Here is a 15,255-nt window from a genome sequence, read left to right as displayed (position 1 = left end):
ATACCTCCTTTCTAATTTATGTAAATTTTTTTAGAAAGAATTTTATTAGCTAGCCCTAGTAATCTAGAGCTAGCTCTTAAAGTTTACTTAGAATTAATAGTTTCTTCTGCAAAACTATTATTAACTATTTTTTCAAAAGATGGTCTATCTGGTAATAGACTGCCGTCATAGCTTTCTATTACATCCATTAATCTAGTTAAATCCTCTTCTTCAATTGATGGCTTAGTTGCTATAGCATTTATCTCTTTGTAATTTTTCATTACTGAAACTATTATGTCTTTATCAGTTCCTGGGAAAAAAGAAATTATTGAATCAGCTATTTCTTCATCACTATGTGCTTCGACCCATTGTTGACCTTTGTATATTGCATTTGTAAACTTTTGTAGTATTTCTGGATTTTTATCCATGTAAGATTTAGTTGTGAAAAAACAAGTATACGGCAAGTCCCCAACAGCTTCTCCAATTGATGCTATAATCTTACCACTACCTTCTTTTTCTATCATAGAGGCTGTTGGCTCAAATAATGTTACATATTCACCTGTACCCGCTTTAAAAGCTCCTGATGTAGCAGTAAAATCTATATTTGTTACCATATTTACATCAGTTTTTGGATCCAATCCATTTTGTTTTAGTACATATTCAAATGCCATTTCTGGAACACCACCAGGTCTTCCTCCTATAACTTCTGTACCTTTTAAATCAGTCCATTTAAAGTCTTCATCTGCTTCTCTACCAACTAAAAATGCTCCATCTGTTTGCGTTAATTGTGCAAATAGTACTGGATAATCCTCTCTACCTTGATTATTAATGTACACTGTTTGTTCTGGACCGCTAAATCCTATATCTGCATTATTACTTAAAACTTGTTGCATTGTTTTATCTGCACCTTGTCCTGTTGCTAAATCTATTTCTAATCCTTCTTCTTCAAAGAATCCTTCATTTATAGCAACGTACATCGGTGCATAAAATACAGAACGAACAACTTCATTTAATCTAACCTTTGTTAATTCCTTATTGGAATTTTCATTATCTTTTGAGCAAGAAATAAAGCTAAGGCTTGTAATCCCTATTAATGCTATTACAGATACAACTTTAATTAATTTACTTTTCATTTAAACCTCCTTAAGGCTTTTTATTGTTATCATGCTTTATAATATGAGTTCAGAGCAAATTTTGTTAAAAAATAAGATATTTTAATTTATATTAGATAGTTCTGTAACATATAACACTTGAAAATAGGGCTTGTAAATTTTATTATTGCATTTACATCTCTATTTAATAGTGCTAAATTATTAATTGGATAGTTTAAGGAGGTCACGCTATGAAAATTTTTAGGGAAGCCATAATAATTCTTGGTATTTACTTAATTGGAGAGCTTATTTCTAAAGTTCTTTCCTTGCCTATACCTGGCAATATATTAGGAATGATAATCTTATTAGCATTATTATGTAGCAAGATAGTTAAAGTTGAAAAAGTTGAAACGGTGTCTAACTTCTTTTTAGATCATCTTGCTTTTTTCTTTATTCCTGCTGGTGTAGGACTTATAACATCCTTTGATTCTATTAAAGATAGTTTAATACTTATTATACTATTATGTATAATTACTACATCTATCGTTATAGTAGTCACAGGAAGTGTAGTTCAATTTGTTATGAATCTTCAAAAGACAAAAACTAAGAAAGGATATGAATCAAAATAATGAACATTTTAACTGAAAATATCTTATTTGGACTAGTAATTTCACTAATAGCCTTTGAAATTGGACTTTTTATCTATAAAAAAACAAAATTTCCACTATTTAATCCACTACTAATATCTATAGCGTTAGTGATTGGATTTTTAGTATTATTTAATATAGATTTTGATGTTTATAATAAAGGTGGGCAATTTATAAATATGTTTCTAGGACCTGCAACCGTAGTTTTAGCAGTACCTTTATATAAGCAATTACAATTACTTAAAGAGCACTTATTACCAATAGTAATAGGTATATTAATTGGAAGTAGTGTTGGAATAGCTTCAGTTTTCTTAATAGGTAATATTTTCGGCATGGAAAATATACTTACTATCTCTTTACTTGCTAAATCTGTTACTACACCAATAGGAATAGAAATTACAAATCAACTTGGAGGCTTATCACCTGTAACGGTATTGGCTATAATCTTATCTGGAATAATCGGTGCTGTAATAGGACCTATTCTATGTAAAATATTTAAGATTAAAGAAAGAGTTGCAGTTGGAATTTCCTTAGGAACTGCTGCACATGCTGTTGGAACAACAAAAGCGTTAGAACTTGGTGAAACAGAAGGTGCAATGAGCTCACTATCTATTGGAATTGCTGGTATAATGACGGTATTCCTAGCTCCAGCTTTATATAGTTTATTTTTAATATTTGTAAAATAAATAAAACTAGTAAAGTTTAATTATATGTTAAACTTTACTAGTTTTATTCTATTGATTCTTTATTTTTAATAGTTTTGTATTTAAAAGTCCTATATTAGAATTATTTAATACTCTAGCAGTGTTTTTTCTAGTATAAGCTTCTAATTTAACCATAAATTCATCTGGTTTAATTTCTTTATCATTTACCATCTTTAATCCTTTTTCCCAAGAAGCTGTCAAAGATGGATTTAAAAGTGAAGGAATCGATACACTAATTGCTTCATAAATCATTTCTCCAAGTTCTGTTGGAGTTATAACCTGGTTTTTTTTATTCGATTGTATGTATTCTATATTAATTAATTTTTTCAATATTTCTGCTCTAGTTGCTGAAGTTCCAATACCAGCACCCTTTATATGCTCACGCAACTCTTCATCTTCTATTAACTTTCCTGCATTCTCCATAGCAATTATCATTGAACCTGTTGTATATCTCTTTGGCGGGGATGTTTCTCCCTCTTTTATTTCTAACTCATTTATATTTAATTTTGTTCCCTTCCTTAAATTCTCAGGAAAAGCTTCTTGTTCTTCATCTTTTTCATTTCCAAGAACAATTAAATATCCTTTATCAACACATATCTTTTTATTTAAAATAAAATTTTCATTCCCAACTGATATTGTAATAGACATTTTACTATATTGTGCTGGTGGATAGAAAATAGATAAAAATCTTCTAAGTATAATATAATAAACTTGTTTATCTAAACTAGGCAATTTACTTAAAGTATCTTTTCCTTCACCTGTTGGTATAATAGCATAGTGATCTGTAATTTTACTATCATCTACATATTTGCTTTTCATTATAGACTTTGGATAATCTTTTTCTAATATTTCTATTGTGATATTTGTTAACTCTTCTCCTATTGGCATATTTTTAAGTTTTAATATATTTCCTTTTATTCCTTTTGCTACAGCTGTTGATAGTACTCTTGCATCTGTTCTTGGATATGTAACCATCTTCTTTTCATACAATCCTTGAACTATTTTTAATGTTTCATCAGGACTTATTTTGAATCTCTTTGTGCATTCATTTTGTAATTCTGCTAAGTTATATAAAAGTGGTGCATTCTTTTTTTCCTTTGTTTTTTTGACTTCCTTAACTGTTCCAAACCCAATATCTCTTAAATCCTTAATTAAGATTTCAGCATCTTCTTTCTTTTTAAACCCTACTTCATTATAAAGCTTTGGAGATTCAAAATACTCAGATCCATCTATTGCTTTCCAGTCACCTTTTATAATAGCTTCATCATTATCTCTAATAAAGTCTCCAGATATCTTATAAAAAGATGTTTTTTTAAAACTTCTTATTTCTCTTTCTCTTTCTACTACCATTCCAAGAACGCAAGTCATAACTCTTCCGACCGCTACAACCACATTCTTATCTTTTCTTAATACATTAGATAATGTCTTTCCATACATAAGAGTTAATAATCTTGAAAAGTTTATACCAAAGATATAATCTTCCTTTGCTCTTAAATATGCTGAATGTGCTAACGAATCATATTCTGATAGCGGTTTTGCCTCTTTAATCCCTCTTTTTATTTCTTCTTCTGTTTGAGAATCAATCCAAACCCTTTTCTTTATCTTATTTGGTTTGCCAGCCATATCATCTACTAATCTATATATATATTCTCCTTCTCTTCCAGAGTCAGTACATACATATATACTATCAACATCTTCTCTATTCATTAAACTACTAACAATATTAAATTGAGCTGAAGCTGAAGAAATAACTTCATACTTATACTCATTAGGTAAAAAAGGTAAATCTCTCAAGTTCCAAAATTTTAATTTTTCGTCATAAGCTTCCGGATAACTCATAGTAACCATATGTCCTACACACCATGTAAAAATGCTCTTTTCTCCCTCTATATATCCATTGCTTCTTTTCCCCTTAACATTAAGTAGCTTTACAAAGTCCATAGCTACTGATGGTTTTTCTGCTATAAATAAAGTTTTCCCCATAGAAACTCCCTTTCTAAATAAAATAAACCTTCAGAAGAAGGCTTATTTTTATTATACTACATATTAAATTACATTTCATTAAGTAGCCAAATAAAATAATTTAAAACTCCTGCAAATATAAGCCATAACATATATGGTGTTAATAAAAATGCAGATACTTTATCCACTCTAATAAATTTAATAAATGTTATCATTACTAAAACAAATAGTATTATAATCCAGAAAAATGAAATTGCATATAGCCTAAATGTAAAAAATATAAAACTCCACATTAAGTTAAATATTAATTGAACTAGATAAAAGAAATATGCTCCCTTATCATCAGTCCCTTGCTTATTCCTCATATATATTCTATATGCTGCAATTCCCATTAATATATATAATATTGTCCATATTATTGGAAATATAATAGCTGGAGGGTTAAAAAATGGCTTATTTAAAGTTTCATATGTAGCAATGGAGTTTTGATTAAGATATCCTACTATAAATCCAGCCCCTACTGGTATTAATATATTAATTATTAAAGGTATTAATTTAAACTCACCATTCACTTTAAATATATTTAAACTTTTATGTTTTTTATGTGTTTTATTATGTTTTACTTTCTCATGCTTTTTAAGATCCTTTTTACTAAATTTTGCTTTATTAAGTTTCTTTTCCTTACTTTTCATTTAATGCACCTCTATATAATATTCATTATTATATATGCATTTGTATTTTAATTTATGAAATTAAAAATATATATCTGAAAATTCTATATCTATTTTTTCTTGTAATTCATTAATCTCTACATCATTATTTAGTAATACAACTTCTCCCTTAATATTATTATTATATGGAAGTGCTATTTTAAATATATTTCCATACTTTACTCCTGCATTTATAGTTATTTCTCCATTATGTAATTCTACTAATCCCTTAGTTAAAAATAAGCCTAAACCACTTCCTTCTGAAGGCCTATTTAATGATGTATTCACCTTTGTAAATTTATCAAATATAACCTTTCTCTTATCTTCTGGAATAGCTTCAGCATCATTTATAACTTCTATAACTATATTTTGTTTATTTTCCACTTTTACCATAACATATATATTCCCTTTAAATTTACCATACTTTAAAGAGTTAGATAAAATGTTTAACATTATTCTCTCTATATAATCTTTATCACAATAAAAGTATATTTCTTCATACTCAGGATCAAAAGTTAATTTTGTTTCTCTAAGATTCATATAAAAATTACATGATAAGACTACATTTTCTATTATATCTACAATATTATAAACCTTTTTATTAATTTCTAAAAATCCTTCTGAAAGCTTATTACTATCTATAAAGTTATTAATCGTTCTAATTAGCCTTAGACAATTTTGTCTTATTACATTATTATTTCTATTAATTTTTTCTACTTCACAATTCTTTAAATACATTTCATTTAATTGAAGTGCAGAATAAATAACATTTATAGGAGTTCTTAATTCATGTGATATATTAGAATAAAATTCATCCTTAATATTTTCGTCATTAATCTTCTTCTCAATTTTTAAAATTTCATCTCTCTGCTTTACTAATTTAGTCACATCATTAAATAACAATATTTTTTTATTATCATGGATCTTAACCAAACTAACTTCTAATTCTTTAGTTTCTCCATATTCATCTTTCATACTTACCTCAGCAGATAAATTATTTATATCATAATCATCAGGATATTCTATACCTATAATGTTATTTAATATATAGTTTAGTCTTAAATCACTTTGAGTACATACTAGTCTACTAGGCATATTATAATATATATCATTATAATAATTTGAATGAATCATAATATCATTTTCAAAAAGTAGTAATCCATCAGAAAAAGCTTTGACAACATCGTAATACCTTTTTTCACTCTTTTCTAAAAGCAAATTTAATTCTTTTAATTCTTTCTCTCTTCCTTTTAAATTTTTATGTAAATTAGTTTCAATTTTTCTTACTCTATTTAAACTTTCATATGCACTTGAATACGCATTAGATAATAGCGTTTCTTCAAAAATCTCATAAACTAAAAAATATGCTAACAATTTTATAATCCATATAAGAGATGTTAAATTTACATTTAATATTGCTATCAGTGCAATAAGTGTATCACTTATTATTAGTAATACACTAGTATATATGATCCATTTATTCTCTTTACCTAACTTCTTATATTGATATAATATAACTCCAAATAAAATAAGTAATATAATTTGATTTATAATGAATTGCTTATTAGGATCATTTATCTCTCTTAAATAAATTAATTCATTGTATGCTCCTAATGGAAGTATATAAATTATAGGTATAGCTATAATGAAAACTAAATTTTGAATTCTGTGAGAATATCTTTTCTTATATAAAATTATGCTTGATATTATATTTATTAGCTCTAAATATGTAATAAGCCCTATGAAAGACATATGAAGTCCAATTCTTTCCTCTTGCCATAAATATTCTAGGTCTATAAACCTTAATATAGCTATATAAAAATAACCAACCCCAATATATCTTAGCACTCCTAAATCCTTGTTATTAACTCTTACAATGCTTATTATGAATATTAGTATTGATATTGAAAAACAAAGTAATCTAGTTATAAATATGTATTCATTTATCATTTTAAAAGCTATATTAATAATAATTAGAATTACAAGTATAGGTATAAATATATTAAACATTAACCCTTTATGCCTATATTTTTTTTCACTTAACATCTATCTTCCAATCACCCTTCATTTATACAACTTAATTGTAAAAATAGTTCCTTTTCCTATATCACTAATTATTTCTATATCTCCATTTTGAGCCTTAACTAAATTATATACAACAAAAAGACCTACTCCAAAACCTGTTGAACTATTATTTTTCACTCTATCTTCAACTTCATACTTATTAAAGGCTTTTTTTATAAATTCTTTGCTCATACCTATTCCAGTATCCCCTACCTCTATAAGTACTTCTTCTTCTGAATTCTTTATATTTATAAATATAGTTCCATCCTCATTAGTAAATTTTATTGAATTTGATACCAAATTCAATATAACTCTTTGCATCATCTCTTTATCAAAATAAACATATATCTCTTCTTCATCCGTATCAAAAAGCATATTTATTCCATTGCTTTTTATGTTTGTAGAAAGAGAGTCTAAATAATCCTCAACAAATTCTACAATGTTATCTAAAACTAAATTTGCATCTAAGTTTTCCGAATCTATTCTACTAGTATCTATAAGATTATTAGCAAATTTAGTAAGAAGAAAACAATTTTGCTTACTTATTTCATTATAAGCATTTATTTTTTCTATATCATTATTTTCAATCAATATTTTTTCTAATTGTATTGCTGAATATATTACGCTTATAGGTATCTTTAAATCATGAGAAATACTCGATAAAAAGTTTCTCTTTATTTCCTCTTTCATTTTTATGCTCTCTAACTCTTCTTTCATGGATACAAGCTTTATTTCTTCAGTCAAATCTTTTAATAATAATATACATTCTGATTCTTCACCATTTAAAGAAAAGAATCTAACTTCTAATTTCTTATCATCTTTATCTATCGTCGTAGAATAGGGATCTTTATTTATATTAACTACTATTTTTCTTATATCAATATTAAAATCTATGTAGTTATCTATTCTTCTATTTACAACTTCTCTTAAATTTTCTTTTTCTATTATTTTTAAAAAATTTGAATTACAATAAGATATCCTAAGATTATTATTTATTATTACTATGGGATCCGGTAAGCACCCTAAAAAACTTTTATATAATAAGTGTCTATCCTTTAACTTGCCATAAGCTTCTTCTAATTTATAATTGCTTTGTATTATTTCATTATTTATCTCTTCTAATTTTTTATTTGTCTTAACTGTTTCTTTAAATATAAAATTATAATTTTCCTTTGATATATTGACTATTATAGATAAAGTAGTGGCTATATAAATTAGCAATTTTATCACCCTAACTATATCAACAAGCAAATATATTTCTGAATTCTTCATAAAGGTCATAATAATAAAGTCTATCATTATAATATTTAAGTTTAATTTTAGCAAATATATTTTTTTATTAAAGCTTTCCTTATTTATATTAAGATACCTATATGTTCCTAGTAAAAACACTGTAGCTGTAATTATATATAATAAATATGTAAAATTCTTGTCTATAATATTGTTTATTAAACTTACAAATGAAACAACTCCAAATAATAATATATACTCTAAATAAATTTTCTTGCCACTTCCATTGACATCTTTATATTTTGCTATTATATAATATAACATTACTATATTAAGAAGTTGAAACTCATAACAATTACTGTATCCTAGCTTAGAAAGAACTATTTTCAATCCTTGAAATTGATTTTCAGGAGTTAAAAATACTATAAACACTATACACAAAGTAAAAAGGAATATTTGTAATATCCCGTAAATATCTTTTTTAGTTAAGCTCTTTAAATGTATTATAAACATAAGTAAAATCATAGATGTAATTATCTTCACTGCTTGTACAATATCATATATAGCTCTAAAGTCGTATATCAAAGCTATCTGGTAAATACTAAATATAATTAAGCTTATTAATATGTATGATAATAATTTTTTCATATCAATATAATAAATTCTCATTCTAAAATTATTATAATCCACCCTTTTTCTCCTCACCACCAATTATTACTACATAATTTTACATCATTTCCTTTTATATGTGAATAATTTTAGAAACTTTTGTAGATTTTTTGTTGATATGATAAATATATGAACTTATACATAAGTTCATATATTTATTTTAATATTCTATTTTTCTAACCATTTTATGACATCATTAATAACTTCATCTTTATTTGCTTCATTTAGTATCTCATGTCTTCCATCTTTATACAACTTATAACTTATATCTTTTAATCCAGTATTTTTATACATTTCATAAAGATTTATTATTCCTTCACCAAAATACCCAACTGGATCTTTATCACCTGCAAATATGTATATAGGGATATCTAATTTTTTTATTTTTTCTATATTTTCATCTCTATGTATGTCCCATAATCCATTTATTAAGTCATAATAAAAAGGAGTTGGATATATAAATCCACAGTATTTATCATTTATATACTTATCTACTTCATTTTCATCTGAGCATAACCAATCAAAACTAGTTCTTGGATTTTTTACACTTTTATTAAATCCTCCAAAGGATAACTTGTCCATCAAACCACTTCTTTTATTATTTCCTTTAATCAATATTTCCAATTTAGAAACAAATAACCCCGCTTTAGTAAATGATTTTGGCCTTCCATTACTTCCAGATAAAATAAGAGCATCAATAGTATTTCCATACATTTGTATATATCTTTGACTTAAGAAAGATCCCATACTATGTCCAAATAATATTAATGGTATCCCTTTATTTTCATTTTTAATTATTTCATTTAATCTTCTTGTATCTTCAAGCATTGAATAAAATCTATTTTCTTTACTTATAAAACCTAGTTCATTCAAGTTATTTACACTTTTTCCATGCCCACTATGATCATGAGCATAAACTACATATCCCTCTTCAACAAGTCTATTTGCAAAATAATCATATCTTCCTGCCCATTCTGCCATCCCATGAACTATTTGAATAACTGCTTTTGGTTTCCTTGAATTATCACTCCATTTATAACAACTAATATCTACTCCTTCTTTATTTTTAAAAACGAAATTCTTCATAGTTACTCCCCCATTTTTCTATTTATTATATTATCTCTTCTATATTTATACCTGTCAAACTTCAATAATTAATAAAATCTTATAACAACTTTATTTGTAAGTATATAAAGTTATGATATACTATTCATAGTTAAAATCAAAAATTTATTATTATTTGATTATCTATTAATATTATTGTATATAATATTTGATAAGTATTATAAGGTGGTGAAAAAGATTAGTATTAAATCAATAATAAGCATTATAGCTTCAAAAATTACAATTTTCCTAACAAAAACAATACTAAAAGGGGGAACAACCTTCCCTGGAAAAGTGGCCTTAAAGATAGATAAAAATATACTTTCAAAAGTATCAAAGGGCTACAAAGTAGTTTTAATCACAGGTACTAATGGTAAAACTACTACAACTAGCATGATTTATAACATTATAAAAGAAAGTGGAAATAAGGTTATTACTAATAATACTGGTGCAAACCTTTTTCCTGGAATAGTTACAACCTTCATTGATAACTATAAGTTCTTTGATAAAGTCGAAGATTCTTATGCAATTATTGAAGTTGATGAAGCTAACTTAAAATATATAACCAAATATATTAATCCAGAAATAATAACTGTAACAAACCTTTTTAGAGATCAGCTAGATAGATATGGTGAAGTTTACACTACTTTATCAAAAATATTAGAAGGAATTCATCTTTCTCCTAATACTACATTAGTCTTAAATGGAGATGAATCTCTCCTAGGTAAATTAGAACTTCAAAATAAAACTGTATTTTATGGTTTTAATGCAAGTATAGGAGATAATAAGGATATAGAAATAAATGCCGATGCTAAATTCTGCAAATTCTGTAAGTCTCCTTATGAATATAATCATATTACATACAATCATTTAGGTGACTTCTACTGTACAGGCTGTGGTTTTAAAAGAGCTCCTTTAGAATATGCAGTAAATGAAGTCATAGAATTAACACCTGATAGTTCAACTGTAAAACTTAATGATTTAGAAGTTACTATAAGCCAATCAGGTGCATATAACATTTATAATGGTCTTTGTGCTTATGCTGTAACTAAAGAACTTGGAATGAATGATAGTTCAATAAAAAAATCATTACAAAACCAAGATTCTAGTTTTGGAAGACAAGAATCATTAAATATCGAGGGTAAAGATGTAAAAATTATTTTAGTTAAAAATCCTGCAGGATATAATCAAGCTTTAGATACACTTTGCTTAAATAAAGATCCATTTGCTGCAGCATTTCTTTTAAATGATAATTATGCTGATGGTACTGATGTTTCTTGGATATGGGATGTCGACTTTGAAAAACTTCATGACCTTAATATTAATGAAATATTCGTTTCTGGTATAAGATGTTATGATATGGCTGTTAGACTTAATGTAGCCGGATTAAATAAAGAGACTTTTATAATTGAAGAAACCTTTGAAGATTTAACAGAAAAAATTAAAAATAGTAAAAATGATAAAATTTATGTTCTTGCTACTTATACTGCTATGATTAACTTTAGAAAATATCTTCATTCAAAAGGTTACATTAAAAAACTTTGGTAAATAAGGAGGTTTATAAATGGAATTAAATATTTGTCATCTTTATCCTGATTTACTTAATGTTTATGGAGATGTTGGTAATATTCTAATACTTAAACATAGAGCTGAACAAAGAGGAATAAAGGTTAATATAATTAATACTTCATTAAATGATGAATTTGATTCAGAAAATACAGATATTCTATTTTTTGGTGGTGGCCAAGATTTTGAGCAATCAATAGTTTCTAATGATTTAAAAACTATAAAAAAGCCTAGCTTACAAAAATATATTGAAGATGAAAAAGTAGTTATTGCAATTTGCGGTGGTTATCAATTACTCGGGAAATACTATATGGCTCCAAACGGTGAAAAAATCGAAGGATTAGGAATTCTTGATATATATACCGAAGGTGGGGATACTCGTTTTATAGGAAATACAGTTATCTATAATGAAGATTTTAATGAAACGTATGTAGGTTTTGAAAATCATTCTGGTAGAACTTACACTAATGGATTAAAGCCACTAGGAAAGTGCATTCATGGTTACGGAAATAATGGTGAAGATGGGAATGAGGGCTGTATATATAAAAATACATTTTGTAGCTATTTTCATGGATCATTATTATCTAAAAATCCTGAATTAGCAGATAGATTTTTAAATATAGCCTTAAGTAAGAAATATGGAAATATAAGCCTAGAAAATATAGATGATTCTCTTGAGCTAAAAGCAAAAGAAGTTATGATAAAAAGATTAGAAAATAAAAAATAAATTTAAGGCAAACTATTATATTATAATAGTTTGCCTTAAATTTTTTCTTATTTATTTAATACCTTTATATCTTTTAAATATTGAATTTCCCAGTCTTCAATTTCATTTAATGACTTAAACTTATAACCTTTTTCTTTATAAAAATTAATTATTTCTTGAAGTGATTCTACAGTTGCATATTTATCGCCTAAATCATGCATAAGAACTACCTCAACATCATATAATCCACCTTCATCTCTTATTCTTGAATTAATAAACTCTGCTGATGAATCTTTATATTCCGCATCTCCTGTTGCAATAGTCCAATCTATATAATATTCACCATTGCTTGATATTCTATCTTTTATTTTAGATAATACATTAATATCACAAACCGTATTATCAGAACCACCTGGTAATCTTACAAAATTTAAGTTTCTTTTTCCTAATATGCCTTCTATAGTACTTTTACATTTATCTAAATCTTTAAAATAACTTTCTTCATTTTTATATAAGAATGTATAATCATGAATATTGCAATGAGGCATTATACTCATTCCATTTTCATTTAAAGATTTTATCATATAAGGATATATATTAGCATAATCTCCTACCACAAAAAAAGTTGCTTTGATATCATTTTTATTTAAGATATTAATTAACTCTTTAGTTATATTTACAGATGGCCCATCATCAAAAGTTAAATATACAGTTTTCATGTGATTTTTTGTATACAATGCGGAAACCGGGATATAATTTATATTGTTAAGAAATATAAAGAGTGCAAAAAAACTAAAATAACTTCTAAATCTTTTGATATTAACCACCTCCTGCTTATATTTCTATTTTGTACAATTATTAAAATTATATTACATGTAAATTAAACCACTTAACAATCATTCTATATGTTGTTATTATGTAAAGTGGGTGTTATACTTAGATTTGTGTATAACCAAATAATTTCAACATAAGAAATTAAATCATATTCATGTTTAATTTGTTAGTATGCATACTTATTTATAGTATAATATTAAATAGGCAATAAATTAAATAAATATGCTTTAAATAAATATGTTGAAAGAAACCATACAAAGAAGCCATATATTGTTTGAATTTTATATAAGTTACTAAAATACATAATTTTTATAATATTATATTTCACATAATTTAGTTATATATTTTTGTTAGCTATATAATTTAATACAACTTATATATATTAAAACCTTTAGAAATGGGGAGATGAAATTGAAAAAGAAAAATTTACTAAAGTCGCTGGCAGTTGCTCTTTCTATTTCGTTATTAGCTCCTTTTGCTAATATAGTAAATGCACAAGAGACAAATATTCAAGCTCCAGAAATTATCGGAGAAGCCGCTATAACAATGGATATTAATACAGGTGAGGTTATTTATTCAAAAAATGCTGATTTAAAATTATCACCTGCAAGTACTACTAAACTTATGACTGCTTTGCTTTTTGCAGAGAACAAATCAAAGTCAGACACATTAACATTTAGTGATACTGTAGTTAAAGTTACTGAAACATCACTAAATAACTATAAAGAAATAAAAGCTGGAGATAAAATTTCAGCTGAAGATACTATGAAATCTGTAATGATTTTTTCAGCAAATGATACTGCATACTTAATGGCAGAATCGGTTGGTGGAACCGTAGATAACTTTGTAAATATGATGAACGATAGAGCTGCTGCATTAGGTCTTAAAGATACTCATTTTGTTAATCCATCAGGACTAGAAATCGATCCTTTAAATCCTAGCAATACTGAAATAAATCAAACTACAGCATATGATTTAGCCCAAATAGGAATTGCAGCTTTTAAAAATGATTGGGTTAGAGAAACTATGGCACCTAAAAATGATCAAATTAGTGTTAGCCTTTCTGGTACTCCTATAATAATTGAGTCTAGAAATAAAATACTTGGTAAGAATGGTAATATAGGTGGTAAAACAGGAACTGAAGAGCAAGCTGGACATTGTTTTGTTGGTTTTTATGAAAGAGATGGTAGGGATTTAGTTACTGTAGTATTAAAGTCTGAATATGGCGCAAGAGGCCTTAATGTTTTTGAAGATACAGAAAAATTAGCTAACTATAGTTACTCAGCACCAAAAGAAATATATAAAAATGCTAGCGAGGAAATTGGTACTGTAGATTTAACTTATAAAGCATTTAGATTCTTTGGTCCTGAAAAGCAAATAACAGCTCCTATACTTGTTAATGAAAATGTTGAATACTATAAAAATGATTTTAATGATAAAAATGCTTCACTTTCTTACAATGGAGATGTAAGAGACGCCTGGAAATTAAGTGGTAATAAAGAAATTAAATTAACCTTCTCAACTCCAGGATATACTAAAGAAGTTTCAGGAACAATTAAGCTCTCCTCTTTTGAACTAATTAAAGCTAACTTATCCTTATATTTATTATCACTACTTATACTTATAATTATATTAGTTTTAATAATATTTATAGTAAGAATAATTAATATGAAAAAAAGAAGAAGAAGATATTATTAAAAAACAAAAGGGACTGTATCAAAATAAATTTTGATACAGCCGATAAAAATGGAAGTTCTAATTTGAGCTTCCATTTTGCTTATATATAAATAATATATAAAAATTTCTATTTAAGTTTAGAAACGTCTTTAAGTAAGTAAAATCAATGATTTAAAAGGGGCTCGTGTTTTGGTCTGACCCCTAAAAAGTAGACATTGTTAAAAGGGATATATCATTGTGAATTACAAAAATGGCTTCGATATTTAATTGGAGCCATATTTTTTAACCTTTTTTGAAATCTAATATTATTAT

At 26.2% G+C, this 15,255-nt stretch carries 12 protein-coding genes; 5 read left to right on the top strand and 7 right to left on the bottom strand.

The annotated features are described in order from the left end of the window. Positions 1–83: 83 nt before the first annotated feature. On the bottom strand, positions 84–1,112 hold the full coding sequence (locus J7M87_RS07920) for an ABC transporter substrate-binding protein (RefSeq protein WP_291650370.1): 1,029 nt from the start codon (positions 1,110–1,112) through the stop codon (positions 84–86). A gap of 209 nt (positions 1,113–1,321) precedes the next feature. On the opposite strand from J7M87_RS07920, the gene J7M87_RS07915 reads away from it, so the two are divergent. Continuing rightward, positions 1,322–1,699, top strand: coding sequence for a CidA/LrgA family protein (locus tag J7M87_RS07915; RefSeq protein WP_291650368.1), 378 nt, complete (start codon positions 1,322–1,324; stop codon positions 1,697–1,699). Further along, complete coding sequence (locus J7M87_RS07910; protein ID WP_291650366.1) at positions 1,699–2,403, top strand: LrgB family protein; 705 nt, start codon at positions 1,699–1,701, stop codon at positions 2,401–2,403. Before J7M87_RS07915 ends, J7M87_RS07910 begins: the two co-directional genes overlap by 1 nt. A 48-nt stretch (positions 2,404–2,451) precedes the next feature. On the opposite strand, the gene J7M87_RS07905 is transcribed toward J7M87_RS07910, so the two are convergent. From J7M87_RS07905 to J7M87_RS07885, 5 genes are all read right to left on the bottom strand, one after another. Then, entirely contained in the window at positions 2,452–4,404 is a 1,953-nt protein-coding gene (locus J7M87_RS07905; protein ID WP_291650364.1) for a DNA topoisomerase, read from the bottom strand. A gap of 68 nt (positions 4,405–4,472) precedes the next feature. After that, positions 4,473–5,075: a TspO/MBR family protein gene (locus tag J7M87_RS07900; protein WP_291650362.1), complete on the bottom strand. Its 603-nt coding sequence runs from the start codon at positions 5,073–5,075 to the stop codon at positions 4,473–4,475. Between the two features lie 60 nt (positions 5,076–5,135). After that, positions 5,136–7,139 carry a HAMP domain-containing sensor histidine kinase gene (locus J7M87_RS07895; protein ID WP_291650360.1) on the bottom strand — a complete coding sequence of 668 codons (2,004 nt, stop codon included), beginning with the start codon at positions 7,137–7,139 and terminating at the stop codon, positions 5,136–5,138. A gap of 18 nt (positions 7,140–7,157) precedes the next feature. Then, entirely contained in the window at positions 7,158–9,077 is a 1,920-nt protein-coding gene (locus J7M87_RS07890; RefSeq protein ID WP_291650358.1) for a PAS domain-containing sensor histidine kinase, read from the bottom strand. 147 nt (positions 9,078–9,224) lie between these two features. Next, the gene (locus J7M87_RS07885) at positions 9,225–10,142 is read right to left on the bottom strand and encodes an alpha/beta hydrolase (RefSeq protein WP_291650356.1); all 918 of its coding nucleotides are present in this window, start codon (positions 10,140–10,142) and stop codon (positions 9,225–9,227) included. 207 nt (positions 10,143–10,349) lie between these two features. On the opposite strand from J7M87_RS07885, the gene J7M87_RS07880 reads away from it, so the two are divergent. Continuing rightward, positions 10,350–11,708, top strand: a complete 1,359-nt coding sequence (locus J7M87_RS07880) for a Mur ligase family protein (RefSeq protein WP_291650354.1) — start codon at positions 10,350–10,352, stop codon at positions 11,706–11,708. Positions 11,709–11,724: 16 nt separating this feature from the next. After that, a complete protein-coding gene (locus J7M87_RS07875; RefSeq protein WP_291650352.1) occupies positions 11,725–12,453 on the top strand; it encodes a type 1 glutamine amidotransferase in 729 nt (242 codons plus the stop codon). A 47-nt stretch (positions 12,454–12,500) separates the two neighbouring features. On the opposite strand, the gene J7M87_RS07870 is transcribed toward J7M87_RS07875, so the two are convergent. Then, positions 12,501–13,169 (bottom strand): polysaccharide deacetylase family protein, encoded by a 669-nt coding sequence (locus J7M87_RS07870; protein ID WP_291650350.1) that lies wholly within the window; start codon positions 13,167–13,169, stop codon positions 12,501–12,503. 508 nt (positions 13,170–13,677) lie between these two features. On the opposite strand from J7M87_RS07870, the gene J7M87_RS07865 reads away from it, so the two are divergent. Further along, on the top strand, positions 13,678–14,964 hold the full coding sequence (locus J7M87_RS07865; protein WP_291650348.1) for a serine hydrolase: 1,287 nt from the start codon (positions 13,678–13,680) through the stop codon (positions 14,962–14,964). Positions 14,965–15,255 lie beyond the last annotated feature (291 nt).

It is taken from the genome of Clostridium sp. (assembly GCF_017888565.1).
Taxonomy (GTDB): domain Bacteria; phylum Bacillota; class Clostridia; order Clostridiales; family Clostridiaceae; genus Clostridium.
The sequence above is the reverse complement of the archived record's forward strand: the minus strand, read 5'-3'. Positions and strand labels throughout refer to the sequence as shown.